Below are 16,553 nucleotides of genomic sequence, written 5' to 3' on the forward strand. Positions count from 1 at the left end.
GCCCGGCCTACGTGAACTACCTGCACCGGGCGCGGAGCGTGGGCCACCAGCTGTCCCCACGGGTGGCGGTGGGGGTGGCCGGCCGGCCGGACGCGGCGGAGGTCCTCGACGCGATGGAGCGCGACACCTCGCTGGTCCTGAGCTCCGGCCAGGGCCGCCTCTGGTACCGGGTGCACCCGCTGCTGCGCTCGCACCTGCTCGCCGACCTGACGCGCCGCCGGCCCGACCTGGTGCTCGACCTGCACCGGCGGGCGGCGGGGTGGTACGCGTCCCGGGGCGGGGTCGTCGAGGCGCTCACCCACGCGCGGCAGGGGGGCGACCCCGCGGCCGTGGCGCTGCTGCTGCGCGAGAACACCGGCCGGCTGGTCACCGACGGCCACTACCGGGCGATGCGCGAGGCGCTGACCTGGATCGGTGCCGCGGTGGGGGAGGACCCCTGGCTGGAGCTGCTCGCCGGGCTGGTCGACGTCGAGGCCGGGGCGCTGGTCGCGGCCGACGGCCACCTCGCCCGGGCGGCGGCCGCTTGGCCGGCCGAGCCCGGGGAGGAGCTCGTGGAGCTGCGCGCCCTGGTCCGCGCCCGGCGGGTGAACATGGCCGGGAACCCGGCCGACATGGTGACGGCGACCGACGCGCTCACCCCGACGGCCGCGGACGCCCCCGGCCTGGCGGTGACGGCGGCCCTCGACCGGGCGCTGGCGCTGCTGGCGGCCGACCGTCGGGGCGAGGCGGAGACCATCGCCGGGGCGGCACTGGTCCGGGCGCAGCAGCTGGGCCAGCGGTACCTGGTGGCCCGGAGCCGCACGGTCCTGGGGGCCGTCGCCGGCGTCCGGGGGGACTTCCGGCGGATGTCCGCCCTCGCCGAGGAGGCCGACGTCGGCGCCCGGGGGACCGACTGGGGCGCCACGGCCGGAGCCGCCTTCACGGCCTCGATGCGCGCGTACGCGGCGCTGCTGCGGGTGGAGCCGGAGCGGTGCCTGGACCTGCTGGCCCCGGCGCTCGCCTTCCACGAGCGGGAGCCACCGCCCCCGTCCAACCCGGTGGCGGTCACGGTCCGGGCGCTGCACGGGGCCGCCTCGGCCGATCTCGGGCGCGAGGCCGACGGCCTCGACGGGATGCGGCGGGCGCGGACGGCGGTGGCCGGTCACCCGCTGGCGGCGAGCGCGGCCGCCCTGGTCGCGCTGCTCGAGCACGGGACGGCCACCCGGGCGGGCCACCCCGAGCCCGCCCGCGCCGCGCTGGAGTGGGCCGAGTCGACGCTCGGGAACACCGGCGACGTGGCCCTCATGCGGGCGCTCCGCCTGGTCGCCCTGGGCCGGCATCGGTCGGCCGTCGAGACCCTGCAGCCGGTGCTGGACCGGTCGCTCGCCGTCACTGTCCCGTGGGCGCTCCTGGCCGGCTGGGTCCTGGACTGCCGGCTCGCGGTGCTGCAGGGCCACCCGTCCCGGGCGCGCAGCAGCCTGGAGCGGGCCCTGGCGCTGACCGAGGCGATGGACGCGCCGCGGCCACTGGCGCTCGCGCCCGACGAGGTGGTCGAGCTGCTGACCCGCCACCTCGGCAGCTTCGGGAGCGCCGACCCGACCGCGCACCGGGTGCTCGCCGCCCGGACCGCGCTCGGCGTCGGCGGGCGCCCGGTGGCGCTGACCGACCGGGAGCGGGCGGTGCTGCGGCTGCTGCCCAGCCAGCGCTCGTTCGAGGAGATCGCCAGCGACCTGACGGTCTCCCACAGCACCGTGAAGACCCACGTCCGGGCGATCTACGGCAAGCTCGGCGTGAACTCGCGCCGGGCCGCGGTGGACAGCGCACGGAGGCGCGGGGTGCTCGTCGAGCCGAGGCCCGAGGACGGCGCCGGGAGCTGACCCGGGGCCGGGGACGTCAGCCGGGGACCTCGTGCAGCGACACGACGCGCAGCCCGAGGTCCTGCAACCGGGCGAGGATGCCGTGCAGCTCCGCCGCGTCGGCCACCTGCCCGTGGATGATCGTCTCCGGCGGGGCGTCCAGGACCTCCAGGTCCGGGAACGCCCCCCGGGTGTGGTCGGACACCAGGCCCGCCACCCGGAACTCGTACCGTCGTGAGGACACGGCCCGACCTCCTGACCTCGACCACCCGGCATCGTCGCCGGGCGGACCGGGTGGCACGTCCTCCGTTGGGGATGGGATGCCGACCGTGCCGGGTGGGGCTCCCCGGCGGGTAGGACCCGGCTGTGACGGCGGGCAGGGGGGGCGCGTGGCGGTCCCGGACCTGGTGGGGCGGCGTGCCGTTCGCCGCGGCGCTGGTCGTGGTGCTGGTGCTGTGGAACAACGTCGTCGTCCCCCGGGTGCCCGGCGGCCGCGGGGCCTACGTGGCGGTGAACGTCGCGGCCGCCGGTGTGCTGCTGCTCGCCGCGCGCGCGACCGGGTCCTCGTGGGCGGACCTGGGCCTGGCCCGCCGCTGCGTCCCGGCCGGGCTGCGGTGGGGCGGCGCCGCCTTCGCCGTGGTCGCGGCCGGCTACGCGTTCGCGCTCGCGCTGCCGGTCCTCCGCCCGCTGCTCGCCGACGCCCGCGTCGCCGATCTCGGGCCGGGTGAGATCGCCGGCGACGTGCTCGTCCGCATCCCCCTGGGCACCGTGCTGTGGGAGGAGGTGGCCTTCCGCGGCGTGCTGCTGGCCGTCCTCGCCCGGGTCCTCCCCCTGCGCGCGGCCGCGGTCGTCTCGGCCGTCGTCTTCGGGCTGTGGCACGTCCGGCCGACGCTCGGCGCCCTCGCCGCCAACGACCTCGTGGAGGGCCCGGCCGCCCGGGCCGCGGCCGTGGCCCTCGCCTGCGCCGGCACCGCCGTCGCGGGCCTGCTGTTCACCTGGCTGCGGGTGCGCAGCGGCAGCCTGCTGGCCCCGGCGCTGCTGCACCTGGCAACGAACACGCTGGGGACGCTGGCCGCGGTCACCGCCCTCCGCTCGGGCTGACCCGGCCTACGGGCCGCGGACGAGGGCGACCGCCCCGCGGTGGTCGAGCCCGGTCCCGGCGGTGAAGGCGGCCGCGTAGTCCTCGGCGGCGACGGCGCCGGCCACGCGGCCGGTCAGCTCCGCCTCCTCCCCCCGCGCGGACGGCCACGCCCGCAGGCCCGCGCGCCGCCGCAGCCCGTCGGCCGCACCGAGCGCGGTCGCGGCGCGCCGGGCGTCCCCGTGGGCGAGCGCGAGCCGGGCGGCCGAGACGAGGGCGAAGGTGAGGGTCAGGGTGCTCACCTCGATGTCCTCGCTCCCGTCCACCGACCCGGCGAGGAGCGCCTGCGCCTCCTCCAGCCGGCCCGACCGGACCGCGAGGGCGGCGAGCTGGGTCCGGGTCGTCGCCCGGAGCCAGTCGTTGCCGAGCTGGCCGCCGTGCTCGTCGACCTCCTCCAGGTGGGCCCGGGCGGCCACGTCCTCGCCGAGCGCCATCTCCACCATCCCGACGGTCAGGGCGGCGAACGCCGCGAACGGCTCGTTCTCCCGGCGCAGGCCCTCGAGGGCCCGCGACGCGGTCCGCAGCGCACCGTCGAGGTCGCCGACGATCGGCAGGATCCACGAGACGGCCAGTTGGGCGGCGTCCACCAGGTAGGGGTCGTCGAAACGGCCCTCCAGCGCCCGGAGCCCGTCGACGGCGGTCAGCGCGCCGTCGTCGTCGCCGACCTCGACCGCGGTGACGGCCGAGGTGAGCAGCAGCTCGGCCCGCGCCCGGTCGTCCAGTGCGTCGGCGCGCTGCTGGACCTGGTCGATCCACGCCCGGCCCTCCGGCATGCGCCCGCGCATCTGCCAGAACAGCCAGAGGATGCGGAAGACGTGCGGGAGCGGCGCGATGTCGTGCGCGAGGAACCAGCGGATGGCGACCCGCAGGTCCTCCTCCTCGGTGCGCAGCCGGGCGGCCCACTCCTGCTGCCGCTCGGCGGGCCAGTCGGCGTTCTCCACCAGCGCGCCGAAGTACTCGGCGTGGCGCCGCTCGACGTCGTCCCGCTCCGGGCTGCCGGCCAGGCGCTCGGCGGCGAGCTCCTGAACCGCCGCCAGCATGCGGAACCGGGGACCGGTGCCGGTGACGTCGATGGTCACGAGGCTGTGCCGGGCGAGCGCGTCGAGCAGGTCCAGCGTCTCGTCCTCCGGGAGGGCGGCGACGTGCGCGGCGGCCTCGGCGCTCCACCCCCCGGCGAAGACCGACAGCGTCGCCAGCATCCGCTGCTCGGCGTCGGTCAGCAGCCCGACGCTCCACTCGACGGTCGCGCGCAGGGTGCGCTGGCGCTCGGGCAGGTCGACCGGACCCGACCCCAGGGCGTCGAGCCGCCGGCCGAGCCGTGCGAGCAGCGCGTCGGGGGTCAGCAACCGGGTGCGCGCCGCCGCGAGCTCGATGGCCAGCGGCAGGCCGTCGAGGCGCCGGCAGATCTCCGCCACGGCCGGCGCGTTCTCCTCGGTCAGCGCGAAGTCGTAGCGGACGGCCTGCGCCCGGTCGACGAACAGCCGGACGGCGGGCAGTGCGGCCAGCCGGTCCACCGCCGGTGGGGACGGGAACGCCGGCACGGTGAGCGTCCCCACCGGGTACTCCCGCTCGGCCCGCAGCCGGAGGGCGGTGCGGCTGGTGCCGAGGACCACGAGCCCGGCGCAGCGGGCCAGCAGGGCGTCGAGCTCGGCGGCGACCGCCACGACCTGTTCGAGGTTGTCGAGCACGAGCAGCGTCGGGGTGTCCGCGAGGTGCTCGGCCAGGACGTCCAGCGGCGGGCGGGCACCGTCGAGCGCGGCGCCGAGGACGGCGGCGACCCGCGGCAGCACCAGCGCGGGGTCGTCGACGGAGGCCAGCGGGACGAACACCGCGCCGCGTGGGTAGCGGGCCTGGACCCGTTCCGCCACGGCGATCGCCAGCCGCGTCTTGCCGACGCCGCCGGGCCCGGTCAGGGTGACCAGCCGCGCCCCGGGGGACTGCAGCAGGCCCGCGACGGCGTCGATGTCCTGCTCGCGCCCGATCAGCGACGTCGACGCCAGCGGCAGGGTCCGCGTGACCGGCCGGTCGGCGGCCCGGGGCGCGGGGGACGCCGGAGCGCGGTCGGCCCGGCCCGCGGTCGCAAATCGCTCACTGAGGAGCAGGGCGAGGTCGTCCCGGACCAGCCGCGTCAGCTCCCGCGGGGTGCGGAACGGGCGGTAGGAGTCGGTGCCCTCCGACTGGAGCCCGGCGAGCATGGCCGCCAGCCGGGGTTCCCGCTCGGGTGCCGGCTCCTTGACGTAGAGCAGCCGGGGGATCGAGCCGGACAGCCGGAACTCGTCCTCCAGGCCCGAGACGTCCATGTCGGGTCCGATCCAGCCGTACCGCTGCCAGTACAGGCCGATGAAGACGTCCGACTGGGCCAGGTAGGCGCGGTACAGCTCGCGGGGCGGGTGCGGCCGGGCGCCGAGCTCGAACATGACCGGCGTGAGGCGGAGCGCCGTGATGGCCCGCGCGACGGCCGCGCGCTCCTCGGCGAGCTCGGTCAGCGTGGAGCTCACGAAGACGCGCAACCGCTGGTCCGGGGTCCGGATCGCGGCCGTGTCCTGTTCGGTCACCGTCATGCGTCCTCCTCGGGGAGGGCCGCCGTCGACGTCCGGCGGTCGGGCTGCAGGGCCCCGTGGGGACAGGGTCGCGATCTCCGCGTGCGACCGGTAGGGGCTCGAGGACCGGTCCGCGGATCGGCGCGTGGGACGTGCAGTCCTCGTGACGCCCGTGTGACGCACCGTCAGCCGATGCTGGGACTGTGTAAAGAGTCACGTTCGACCCTTGTTCACCGCGCAGCCCTCTGGTTCCCTCATCCGAAGTCGGTCTCGGATGACGCAACAATGATTGGGGAACGTCATGGAGAAACCGCACGAGTCCGCTCCGCCCTCCCACCGCCCCGGCACCCCGCAGACCGTCGCGGCCGACCCGGCGCCCGTCGGCGGCGCCCCGGCCGGGGAGGAGCGCCCCACCGTCCACGCCACCGACGTGACCGTGACCGGGACGCACCCCGCGATCGCGGAGCCGCCTCCCTGTGTCGCCGACCGCCACTGGGCGGTGGACCGGGTCCTCTTCGCCATCGCCGCGGCCATGGCGCTGGGCTTCGTCGTCTGGGGCTTCGCCACGCCCACCGGACTCGGCACCGCGAGCAGCTCGGCCCTCGGCTGGATCACCGGCAACCTCGGCTGGCTGTTCGTGCTCCTGGCCTCGGCCTTCGTCGTGTACGTGATCTGGCTGGCGGCGGGCAGGTACGGGCGGATCCCGCTCGGGCGCGACGACGAGCGGCCGCAGTTCCGCACGATCTCGTGGATCGCGATGATGTTCAGCGCCGGCATGGGCATCGGGCTGATGTTCTTCGGCGTCGCCGAGCCGCTGTCGCACTACGTCGCCCCGCCGCCGCTGACGACCGAGCCCGAGACGTCCGAGGCGATCCAGACGGCCATGGCGACCACGCTGTTCCACTGGACGCTGCACCCGTGGGCGATGTACGCCGTCGTCGGACTGGCCATCGCCTACGGCACGTTCCGGCGGGGCCGCCGTCAGCTGATCAGCTCGGCGTTCATCCCGCTGCTCGGGGAGCGGCGCGCCAGCGGCCCGGTCGGCCGGACCATCGACGTCCTGGCCATCTTCGCGACGCTGTTCGGATCCGCGGCGTCCCTCGGCCTCGGTGCCCTGCAGATCGGCAGCGGCGTCGAGATCCTCGGCTGGGCCGGGGACGTCGGCAACGGCGTCCTGGTGGGGATCATCGCGATCCTGACCGCCGCCTTCGTCGTCTCGGCCGTCTCCGGCATCGCGCGCGGGATCCAGTGGCTGTCCAACACCAACATGGTCCTGGCCCTGGTGCTCGCGCTGTTCGTCTTCGTCGCCGGCCCGACGATCTTCATCCTGAACCTGATCCCCGACGCGGTCGGCAGCTACTTCTCCGACCTCGGCGAGATGGCCGCGCGCACCGAGGCCACCGGCGGCGACGCCATGGCCACCTGGCTGCGCGGCTGGACGGTCTTCTACTGGGCCTGGTGGATCAGCTGGACCCCCTTCGTCGGGCTGTTCATCGCGCGCATCAGCCGGGGCCGGACCATCCGGCAGTTCGTCACGGGCGTGCTGCTCGTCCCCAGCCTGGTCAGCCTGCTGTGGTTCGCCGTGTTCGGCGGCGCCGGGATCGCCGCCCAGCGCAGCGGCGTCGACGTCGCCGGCCAGGGCACCACGGAGGGGCAGCTGTTCACGGTCCTGGAGCAGTACCCGCTGTCCACCGCCGCGACCGTGCTGGTGATGGTCCTGGTGGCGATCTTCTTCGTGTCCGGTGCGGACGCCGCCTCGATCGTCATGGGATCGCTGTCGCAGCGCGGCACGCTGGAGCCCAGCCGCTGGGTCGTCGTCTTCTGGGGCGTGGTCATGGGTTCGGTGGCGGCGATCATGCTGCTCCTGGGCGAGGACGGCGCCGCCCTGACCGGCCTGCAGAACCTGACGATCATCGCGGCGCTGCCCTTCGCGCTGGTGATGGCGCTGATGGCGGTGAGCCTGGTCAAGGACCTCCGGCGCGACCCCATCGTGCTGCGCGGGAACTTCGCCAACCTCGCCATCGAGAAGGCCGTGGTCGAGGGCATCACCCGGCACGGCGACGCCTTCGTCCTGGTGGTGGAACCGGGACGGGCCGCTCCGGACGCCGCCGGCGCGGGGGTCCAGTCGTCCCCGGCGCCCGCGGAGCGGGGTGACCGGCCGCCGGCAGGCCCCCGGGGCAACTTCGTGGCGTCGGCGGACGATCCGGCCGTCCCCGCGCGGAGCCAGCCCCGGGCGGAGGCCGTCGGACGTCCGCTCGAACCGCGCGACTAGGGGCCGGGGACGGCGCGAGCCTCCCGGCAGCCGGACGACACCTGGTCGCCCCGCTGCCGGGAGGCTTCGCCGTGCCCGGGACACCGCCGTGCCCGGGACGCCTGCAGGACCGCTCGGCGCCACGGCGGGGACCCGGGACACGCGAGCGGGCCGCCGTCACCAGGTGACGGCGGCCCGAGGCTGCGCCGGTGGGCCCGGCCGCGGGGGTCAGGACGCGGTCGGCACGGCCGAGCGCAGCCGGCGGCGCCAGCGGGTGAACAGGCGGGGCTGGTTCATCCCGAGGACGGCGACGGGGTGGCCGTCGCGCTCGTAGACCGCGAGGAAGCAGCGGTCGGCGCAGTCGCCCTCCACGACGCGGGCGACGTCGCCCGGGCGGTGCGAGCCGGCGAACTGGATGCGGGCGCCGTACTGGTCGGACCAGAAGTAGGGCACCGGCGCCGGCACCGGCACGCCGGTGCCGAGCAGGGTGGCGGCCGCGGTGGCCGGCTGCTCTAGCGCGTTGGTCCAGTGCTCGACCCGGACGTGCCGCCCCGCGGGAGCCGACCACGTCGCGGCGCAGTCGCCGGCCGCGACCACGCCGGGGAGGCTGGTGGCGCCGCGGGCGTCGGTGAGGACGCCGGCGCCGAGAGCCACGCCCGAGCCGGCCAGCCACTCGGTGTTCGGGACGGCGCCGATCCCCACGACCACCACGTCGGCGGGCAGGCGGGTGCCGTCGGTGAGCTCGACGGCCTGCACCCGGCCGGTGCCGACCAGCCCGGCGACCCCGGCGCCGACCAGGAGGCGCGTGCCGTGGTCGGCGTGCAACCCGGCGCAGACCGCGCCCATGTCGGCGCCCAGCGGGCCGGCCAGCGGGATGGGCTGGGTCTCGACGACGGTCACCTCCAGCCCGAGCGAGCGGGCGGTGGAGGCGACCTCGGCCCCGATGAACCCGGCACCGACCACGACGAGCCGTCCGCCGGCGAGCAGGTCCTGCCGCAGGGCGACGGCGTCGTCCAGCGAGCGCAGCACGTGCACGCCGCCGAGTCCCTCGCTGCCGGGGAGGCGTCGGGCGCGGGCACCGGTGGCGAGGACGACGCCGTCGGCGCGGACCTCGCTGCCGTCGTCCAGCAGCACCGAGCGGGTGGCGGGGTCGAGGCCCACCGCCGTGGTACCCAGCCGCCACTCGAGGCCGAGGTCCTCGTCGTCGGGTGTCCCCAGGGCGATGTCGTCCACGGACGACACCCCGACCAGGAAGTCCTTCGACAGGGGCGGGCGGTCGTAGGGCGGGTGCACCTCGTCGCCGACCACCACGACGCGTCCGTCGTAGGCCTGCTCGCGCAGTGCCCGCGCGGCCGAGAGGCCGGCCAGCGAGGCCCCGACGACGGCGATGGTGGAGGTCATGCGGCGCCCTCCACGGCGACTCCCGGCTGCACGTAGACCATGCCGTCCCGCACGACGACCCGGTGGGTGCGGACCGGTGTCTTGGCCGGCGGGCCCGACACCTGCCCGGTGCGCAGGTCGAAGCAGGAGGCGTGCAGGGGGCACTCCACGGCGCAGCCCTCGAGCCAGCCGTCGGCCAGCGAGGCGTCCTGGTGGGTGCACGTGTCGTCGATCGCGAGGAACTCGCCGTCGACGTTGAAGACCGCGATGGGCTCCTCGGCCTCCACTCGGGTCGCCTCACCGGGCGGCAACGCGGTCGTCGGGCAGACCGGGATCATCGGTACTCCACGTCGGTCGTTGTTGCGTGTTGCGCAACGATGTGCCTCTGACGCAACAGCATGACCCGCCCGGGTGACGGCGTCAAGAGCGGGACCGACCCCGCCGTCCGCCACCTACGCTGGGGTCGTGAGCGGGCCGCAGGAAGAGAGCGCAGAGCGAGGTCAGGCCGCCGTCGTCCAGTCCGTGGACCGGGCCCTGAGCGTGCTCGAGATCCTCGCGGCCCAGGGTGAGGCCGGTGTCACCGAGGTGGCCGCCGAGCTCGGCGTGCACAAGTCGACGGCCTTCCGCCTGGTGGCGGCACTGGAGAGCCGGGGCTTCGTCGAGCAGTTGGCCGATCGTGGCAAGTACCGGCTGGGCTTCGGTCTGGTGCGCCTGGCCGGTGCGGCCGCCGCGCAACTGGACATCGCCCGGGAGGGGCGGCCGATCTGCCAGGCGCTGGCCGCCGACCTCGAGGAGACCGTCAACATCGCCATCCTCGACGGCGACCGGGCGGTGAACGTCAGCCAGGCGCGCGGGCCGGCGGCGCTCAGCACGCACAACTGGGTGGGGCAGGGCACCCCGCTGCACGCGACGTCGAGCGGCAAGGTGCTCCTGGCGCACGCCCCGGACGCCGTCCGCAAGGACGTGCTCTCCCGCGACCTGCCGCGCTACACCCCCGCCACGGTCACCGACCCCGAGGCGCTGCGGCAGGACCTCGACCGGGTCGTCGAGCAGGGGTGGGGCAGCACGGTCGAGGAGTACGAGATCGGGCTCAACGCCGTCGCCGCGCCCGTGCGGGGTGCGGACGGGGACGTGGTCGCGGCGCTCAGCGTCTCGGGACCGTCCTTCCGGATGCACCCCGAGGACTTCCCGCGGCTGGGTCGGCGGGTGGTGGCGGGCGCCGACGAGCTGAGCCGGCGACTGGGCTTCTTCGGTCCGCCCCGCTGACCATCCGCTGCGGCGGCGGGCAGCCTCTCGGCGGGCTGTTGCGCATGACGCGACCCGCTGATTAATGTGCAACGAACGGTCGTCCTGAGCTCGCCGGTGGGCGACGGCCGTGGTTCGTCGCAGACACCGCGTCGTGCGACATCTGGCGTGTCCTCCACATCGCATCGCCCGACGGAACCCCGAGGTGCCGTATGACCACCACCGACCTGCCCGCGAGCCTCATCTCCACGTTGCCGGGCCACTACTACACCGACCCGGCCGTCTTCGCGCTCGAGCAGTCCCGTGTCTTCGAGGACATGTGGTTCTGCGCCGTGCGCTCGAGCGACCTCCCGACCCCGGGGTCCTTCCGCAAGGTCCAGGTGGGGAGGGAGAGCGTGCTCGTGGTCCGCAGCCGGGACGGCCGGCTGCGGGCGTTCCTCAACATCTGCCGGCACCGGGGCGCGCAGATCTGCACGGAGGACTCCGGCGCGGTCAAGCGGGCCTTCCAGTGCCCGTACCACGCCTGGACCTACGACCTCGAGGGCAAGCTGGTCGCCGCTCCCAACCTCACGAAGATGCCCGACGTCGACCGGGTCCGGTACGGCCTGGTGCCGGTGGCGCTGCGCGAGTGGCTGGGCTACGCGTGGGTCTGCCTCGCGGACGAACCGCCGTCGTTCGAGGACGGGGTCGTGGCCGACGTCGTCGAGCGGCTGGGGAGCGAGGCGGTGATCGAGAGCTACGACCTGGACTCGCTGTCCGTGGGACGCCGCATCACCTACGACGTCAAGGCGAACTGGAAGCTCATCATCGAGAACTTCATGGAGTGCTACCACTGCGCGACGATCCACCCCGAGCTCACCGAGGTGCTGCCCGAGTTCGCCGACGGGTACGCGGCGCAGTACTTCGTCGGGCACGGCGCGCAGTTCGGGGACGACGTCGAGGGCTTCACCGTCGACGGCAGCGCGGGCTTCGACCGGCTCCCCGGCGTCGAGGAGGAGCAGGACCGCCGCTACTTCGCCATCACGGTCCGGCCGACGGTCTTCGTCAACCTGGTGCCCGACCACGTCATCTTCCACCGCATGTTCCCCGTCGCGGCCGACCGGACGATCGTGGAGTGCGACTGGCTCTACTCCCACGAGGTGGTCGAGTCGGGCAGGGACGTGACCCGGTCGGTGGAGCTGTTCCACCGGGTCAACGAGCAGGACTTCGCCGCCTGCGAGCGGACCCAGCCGGCCATGTCCTCCCGCGCCTACGCGAACGGCGGCGTGCTGGTGCCCTCCGAGCACCACATCGGCGTCTTCCACGAGTGGCTGACCCAGCGCCTGTCGGACTGAGCCGGCACACACGGCAACGGGGCCGGGAGGACGTCGTCCTCCCGGCCCCGTTGCCGTCCGCGGGCGTACCGCTCAGCCGTCCCCGGCCGTCCCCGGCGTCCGACAGGCGCGCCAGCCACTCCTGACGCCACGCCTCGGTCCGCGCCACCTCGTTGAAGGTCGACACGTGGAGGCCCTGCAGGCGGTGCCCGGGGCCGCCGAGGGCGGGTGCCAGGCGTTCGACGAGCCGGTCGGGCCGGTACCCGTGGGGGAGGAGGAAGCGCCAGAGGAGGCCGTGCTGCTTCGACAGGAAGCGGGCCGACTGCCCCAGGCCGAGCCCGGCCGAGATGCGGACCAGCTTCTGGCGCGTCACCGCTCCGGGGATGCCGACGCGGATCGGCAGGTCGACACCGCGCTGCGCGACGCGGCGCGCCCAGGCCGCCGTCGTCGCCGCGGAGAAGCACAGCTGCGAGACCACGTGGGTCGCGTGCCGGGCCTTCCGCTCCAGGGCGCGCTCGACGACCTCCCGGCCGATGTGCCCGTGCCCCTCGGGATACCCGCCGATCCCCACGTGCCGGAAGCGGTGGCCGAGGCCCTCCAGCTCCTCGAGCAGGGAGAGCGCGTCCGGGAACGGGCCCACCGGCTCGGCGGCGTCGCCCCCGACGACGAACACGCCCTCGACGCCGGCGGCGTGCAGGCGGGCGACGACGTCGGCGAGGTGCGACGGGCCGTGGACCAGCCGCGCGGCCAGGTGCGGCGTGACGCCAAAGCCGTGGCCGGACAGGCGCTCGGCCAGCTCCAGCGTGGGCGTCAGGCCCCGCGCCTCGGTGACCGTCACCGTGAGCGGCACGGTCCGCGGGACGTGCTCGACGACCTGCTCCTCGGCCCCGCGCAGCGGCAGGACCTCGTAGCCGGCCTCCCGCAGCGCCCGCTGCAGCGCGCCGCGGGGTCGCCGCAGCACCGGCCCGGGGGAGCCCGGGCCGGTGTCCGCCCGGACGCTCACTTGTCGAGCACCACGACCGAGCGCAGCACCTCGCCCCGGCGCAGGTCGTCGAACGCCGCCTCGACGTCGTCCAGGCCGATGACGTCGGTGACGAAGCGGTCGAGCGGGAACCGCCCCTGCAGGTACAGGTCGACCAGCAGCGGGAAGTCACGGCTGGGCAGGCAGTCGCCGTACCAGGAGGACCTGATGGCGCCGCCGCGGCCGAAGACCTCGATGGCGGGGAGCTCGATGCGCATGTCGGGGGCCGGCACGCCGACCATGACCACGCGGCCGGCGAGGTCGCGGGCGTAGAAGGCCTGCTCGAACACCTCGGGGCGGCCGACCGCGTCGATCGCGACGTCGACCCCGAACCCGCCGGTGAGGGCCCGGATCGCCTCGACCGGGTCGGTCGCGCGTGAGTTGACCGTGTGCGTGGCGCCGAACTGCTTCGCCCACTCCAGCTTCCGGTCCTCGACGTCGACGGCGACGATCGTCGTCGCCCCGGCCAGCCTCGCCCCGGCGATCGCCGCGTCGCCGACGCCGCCACAGCCGAACACCGCCACGCTCTCGCCGCGCCGGACCGCGCCGGTGTTCATCGCGGCGCCGGCGCCGGCCATCACGCCGCAGCCGAGCAGCCCCGCCGCGGTGGCGGGGGCGGCCGGGTCGACCTTGGTGCACTGGCCGGAGTGCACCAAGGTCTTCTCCACGAAGGCGCCGATGCCGAGTGCGGGGGAGAGCTCGGTGCCGTCGGTCAACGTCATCTTGTGCGCGGCGTTGTGCGTGTCGAAGCAGTACTGCGGCTCGCCCCTGAGGCACGCGCGGCACTGCCCGCACACCGCGCGCCAGTTGAGCACCACGTAGTCCCCGACCGCGACGTCGGTGACGCCCTCGCCGACGGCCGCGACGGTCCCGGCGGCCTCGTGGCCGAGCAGGAACGGGTACTCGTCGGTGATGGTGCCGTCGCGGTAGTGCAGGTCGGTCGCGCAGACCCCGCAGGCCTGCACGTCGACCACCGCCTCCCCGGGGCCGGGATCGGGCACCACGATCGTCTCGACGCTCACCGGAGCGCCCTTGCTGCGGGCGACGACGCCCCTCACCTCGTAGGCCATGACGGCGGATCTCCTCTCGGGGGACGTACGGACCGGACGCGGGGCTGCCCTGCGGAGCGCGCCGCGGAGGCGGGCGGGGCGGGCCGGGGAGGTCGTCCCCGGGCGCCTCTTGACCCCGTCCGGCGGTCACCCTACGGTGTTGCACGACTGATATACCAGTCCTCGGCTCCATCTCATGACAGGAGGGACCCGGCATGGTCGTCCAGCTGGACGGAGCGCCACCGGCCCCGGCCCGGGCTCGTCCCGACCGCGTCCTCGACCGGTCGCTGGCCGACACCGACCCCGAGGTCGCCGACGCGATCTCCGCCGAGCTGACCCGGCAGCAGACCACGCTGGAGATGATCGCCAGCGAGAACTGCGCCCCGGTCGCTGTGATGGAGGCCCAGGGCTCGGTGCTGACCAACAAGTACGCCGAGGGATACCCCGGCCGGCGGTACTACGGCGGCTGCGAGCACGTCGACGTCGTCGAGCAGCTGGCCATCGACCGGCTGAAGGCGCTGTTCGGCGCCCAGTACGCCAACGTGCAGCCACACTCGGGTGCGCAGGCCAACGCCGCGGCGATGTCGGCTCTCCTGCAGCCCGGCGACACCATCCTGGGCCTGGACCTCGCGCACGGCGGCCACCTGACCCACGGGATGCGGCTCAACTTCTCCGGGAAGCTCTACGACGTCGCGGCCTACCACGTGCGGCCGGACGACCACCGCGTCGACATGGCCGAGGTCGAGCGGCTGGCCCACGAGCGGCGGCCCCGGCTGATCGTCGCGGGCTGGTCGGCCTACTCGCGGCAGCTGGACTTCGCGGAGTTCCGGCGGATCGCCGACGAGGTCGGCGCCCACCTGATGGTCGACATGGCCCACTTCGCGGGGCTGGTGGCCGCCGGGCTGCACCCGTCGCCCGTCCCGCACGCCCACGTGGTCACCTCGACCACCCACAAGACCCTCGGCGGCCCGCGCGGCGGCGTCATCCTGGCCACCGCCGACCTGGCGAAGAAGTTCAACTCGTCGGTCTTCCCCGGCCAGCAGGGCGGGCCCCTGGAGCACGTGATCGCGGCCAAGGCCGTCGCCTTCAAGCTGGCCGGCGAACCCGCCTTCCGGGAGCGGCAGGAGCGCACGCTCGCCGGCGCCCGGATCCTGGCCGACCGGCTGCTGGCGCCCGACTCGCGCGCGGCGGGCGTCGACGTGGTCAGCGGCGGCACCGACGTCCACCTGGTCCTGGTGGACCTGCGCGCCTCGGAGCTCGACGGCCGGCAGGCCGAGGACCGGCTGCACGCGATCGGGATCACCGTCAACCGCAACGCGGTGCCGTTCGACCCCCGCCCGCCGATGGTCAGCTCCGGTGTCCGCATCGGCACCCCCGCCCTGGCGGCGCGCGGCTTCGAGGTCGACGACTTCGCCGAGGTCGCCGACGTCATCGCCACCGCGCTGCGGCCCGAGGTGGACGAGGCCCAGCTGGCCGGGCTCCGCGGGCGGGTCACCCGGCTGGCCGGCCGCCACCCGCTCTACCCCGACCTGACGGAGGTCGCCCGATGAGCCCCCGCACCCCCGGCGCGGACCTGCCCGAGCACCCCGACGCCCTCTGGCGGAACCCCGAGCCGAAGCGCTCGTACGACGTCGTCATCGTCGGCGGCGGCGGGCACGGCCTGGCCACCGCCCACTACCTGGCGAAGAACCACGGCATCACCGACGTCGCGGTCCTGGAGAAGGGCTGGCTGGCGGGCGGCAACATGGCCCGCAACACCACGATCATCCGGTCCAACTACCTGTGGGACGAGAGCTCGGCGATCTACGAGCACGCCCTGAGGCTGTGGGAGGGACTCGAGGAGGACCTCGGCTACCCGATCCTGTTCAGCCAGCGCGGCGTGCTCAACCTCGCCCACACGCTGCAGGACGTCCGCGACAGCGTGCGCCGGGTGGAGGCCAACAAGCTCAACGGCATCGACGCCGAGTGGCTCGAGCCCGACGAGGTCCGCAAGGTCTGCCCGGTCGTCAACACCTCGCCCGACATCCGCTACCCGGTCATGGGGGCCACCTACCAGCCACGCGCCGGCATCGCCAAGCACGACTACGTGGCCTGGGGCTTCGCCCGGCGCGCCGACCAGGCCGGGATCGACCTGGTCCAGGACTGCGAGGTCACCGGCTTCCGCACCGACGGCGACCGGGTCACCGGGGTGCAGACCACCCGCGGCACGATCGCCGCCGGCCGGGTCGTCCTCTGCGCGGCGGGGCACACCTCCGTGCTCACCGATCTGCTGGGCATCCGGGTGCCGATCCAGAGCCACCCGCTGCAGGCCCTGGTCTCCGAGCTGCTCGAGCCGGTGCACCCCACCGTGGTCATGTCCAACGCCGTCCACGTCTACGTCTCCCAGGCGCACAAGGGCGAGCTGGTCATGGGCGCCGGCGTCGACTCCTACAACGGCTACGGCCAGCGCGGCGCCTTCCACGTCATCGAGCGCCAGATGGCCGCCGCCGTCGAGCTCTTCCCGGTGTTCGCCCGGGCGCACCTGCTGCGCAGCTGGGCCGGCATCGTCGACGTCAGCCCCGACGCCTCGCCGATCGTCGGGCGGACCCCGTACGACAACGTCTACCTCAACTGCGGCTGGGGCACCGGCGGGTTCAAGGCCACGCCCGGCATCGGCTGGGCCCTGGCGCACACCGTCGCCCACGACGAGCCGCACCCGACCGTGGCGCCGTTCAGCCTCGACCGCTTCGTCACCGGCGCGCTCGTCGACGAGCACGGCGCGGCCGCCGTCGCCCACTGACG

The 16,553-nt window shown here is 74.9% G+C and carries 12 protein-coding genes and 1 pseudogene; 7 read left to right on the forward strand and 6 right to left on the reverse strand.

Going from position 1 to position 16,553, the window contains the following annotated elements; all coding sequences use genetic code 11:
- The coding region (locus tag ACI79V_RS20195; protein WP_456892130.1) for a LuxR C-terminal-related transcriptional regulator at window positions 1-1,856 on the forward strand (1,856 nt) is incomplete at its 5' end.
- Window positions 1,857-1,872: 16 nt separating this feature from the next.
- Here ACI79V_RS20195 and ACI79V_RS20200 read toward each other — a convergent pair.
- Window positions 1,873-2,079 (reverse strand): hypothetical protein, encoded by a 207-nt coding sequence (locus tag ACI79V_RS20200; protein WP_456877923.1) that lies wholly within the window; start codon window positions 2,077-2,079, stop codon window positions 1,873-1,875.
- A 173-nt stretch (window positions 2,080-2,252) separates the two neighbouring features.
- Here ACI79V_RS20200 and ACI79V_RS20205 point away from each other — a divergent pair, with 173 nt between their 5' ends.
- A complete protein-coding gene (locus tag ACI79V_RS20205) occupies window positions 2,253-2,936 on the forward strand; it encodes a CPBP family intramembrane glutamic endopeptidase (protein WP_456892132.1) in 684 nt (227 codons plus the stop codon).
- 6 nt (window positions 2,937-2,942) lie between these two features.
- On the opposite strand, the gene ACI79V_RS20210 is transcribed toward ACI79V_RS20205, so the two are convergent.
- Entirely contained in the window at window positions 2,943-5,534 is a 2,592-nt protein-coding gene (locus tag ACI79V_RS20210) for a DUF4062 domain-containing protein (RefSeq protein WP_456892134.1), read from the reverse strand.
- Window positions 5,535-5,814: 280 nt separating this feature from the next.
- On the opposite strand from ACI79V_RS20210, the gene ACI79V_RS20215 reads away from it, so the two are divergent.
- Window positions 5,815-7,785 (forward strand): BCCT family transporter, encoded by a 1,971-nt coding sequence (locus ACI79V_RS20215; RefSeq protein WP_456892136.1) that lies wholly within the window; start codon window positions 5,815-5,817, stop codon window positions 7,783-7,785.
- Window positions 7,786-7,992: 207 nt separating this feature from the next.
- On the opposite strand, the gene ACI79V_RS20220 is transcribed toward ACI79V_RS20215, so the two are convergent.
- Window positions 7,993-9,165 (reverse strand): NAD(P)/FAD-dependent oxidoreductase, encoded by a 1,173-nt coding sequence (locus tag ACI79V_RS20220; protein ID WP_456892138.1) that lies wholly within the window; start codon window positions 9,163-9,165, stop codon window positions 7,993-7,995.
- On the reverse strand, window positions 9,162-9,482 hold the full coding sequence (locus ACI79V_RS20225) for a bifunctional 3-phenylpropionate/cinnamic acid dioxygenase ferredoxin subunit (protein WP_456878109.1): 321 nt from the start codon (window positions 9,480-9,482) through the stop codon (window positions 9,162-9,164). The genes ACI79V_RS20220 and ACI79V_RS20225 overlap by 4 nt, the downstream gene beginning before the upstream one ends.
- A 127-nt stretch (window positions 9,483-9,609) precedes the next feature.
- Between ACI79V_RS20225 and ACI79V_RS20230 the strand changes: the two genes are divergently transcribed.
- Both ACI79V_RS20230 and ACI79V_RS20235 read left to right on the forward strand, forming a co-directional pair.
- Window positions 9,610-10,410, forward strand: coding sequence for an IclR family transcriptional regulator (locus tag ACI79V_RS20230; RefSeq protein ID WP_456892140.1), 801 nt, complete (start codon window positions 9,610-9,612; stop codon window positions 10,408-10,410).
- Window positions 10,411-10,601: 191 nt separating this feature from the next.
- Window positions 10,602-11,723, forward strand: coding sequence for an aromatic ring-hydroxylating oxygenase subunit alpha (locus tag ACI79V_RS20235; RefSeq protein ID WP_456892142.1), 1,122 nt, complete (start codon window positions 10,602-10,604; stop codon window positions 11,721-11,723).
- A gap of 373 nt (window positions 11,724-12,096) precedes the next feature.
- On the opposite strand, the pseudogene ACI79V_RS20240 reads toward ACI79V_RS20235, so the two are convergent.
- Window positions 12,097-12,705, reverse strand: a pseudogene (locus ACI79V_RS20240) (methylenetetrahydrofolate reductase); the annotation flags it as partial.
- Window positions 12,702-13,793, reverse strand: coding sequence for an S-(hydroxymethyl)mycothiol dehydrogenase (locus tag ACI79V_RS20245; RefSeq protein WP_456892144.1), 1,092 nt, complete (start codon window positions 13,791-13,793; stop codon window positions 12,702-12,704). The gene ACI79V_RS20245 and the pseudogene ACI79V_RS20240, both read right to left, overlap by 4 nt.
- 194 nt (window positions 13,794-13,987) lie before the next feature.
- Between ACI79V_RS20245 and ACI79V_RS20250 the strand changes: the two genes are divergently transcribed.
- Complete coding sequence (locus ACI79V_RS20250) at window positions 13,988-15,322, forward strand: serine hydroxymethyltransferase (protein WP_456892146.1); 1,335 nt, start codon at window positions 13,988-13,990, stop codon at window positions 15,320-15,322.
- Window positions 15,319-16,551: a sarcosine oxidase subunit beta family protein gene (locus ACI79V_RS20255; RefSeq protein ID WP_456892148.1), complete on the forward strand. Its 1,233-nt coding sequence runs from the start codon at window positions 15,319-15,321 to the stop codon at window positions 16,549-16,551. The genes ACI79V_RS20250 and ACI79V_RS20255 overlap by 4 nt, the downstream gene beginning before the upstream one ends.
- Window positions 16,552-16,553: the final 2 nt, after the last annotated feature.

It is taken from the genome of Geodermatophilus sp. SYSU D00700, from assembly GCF_054050255.1.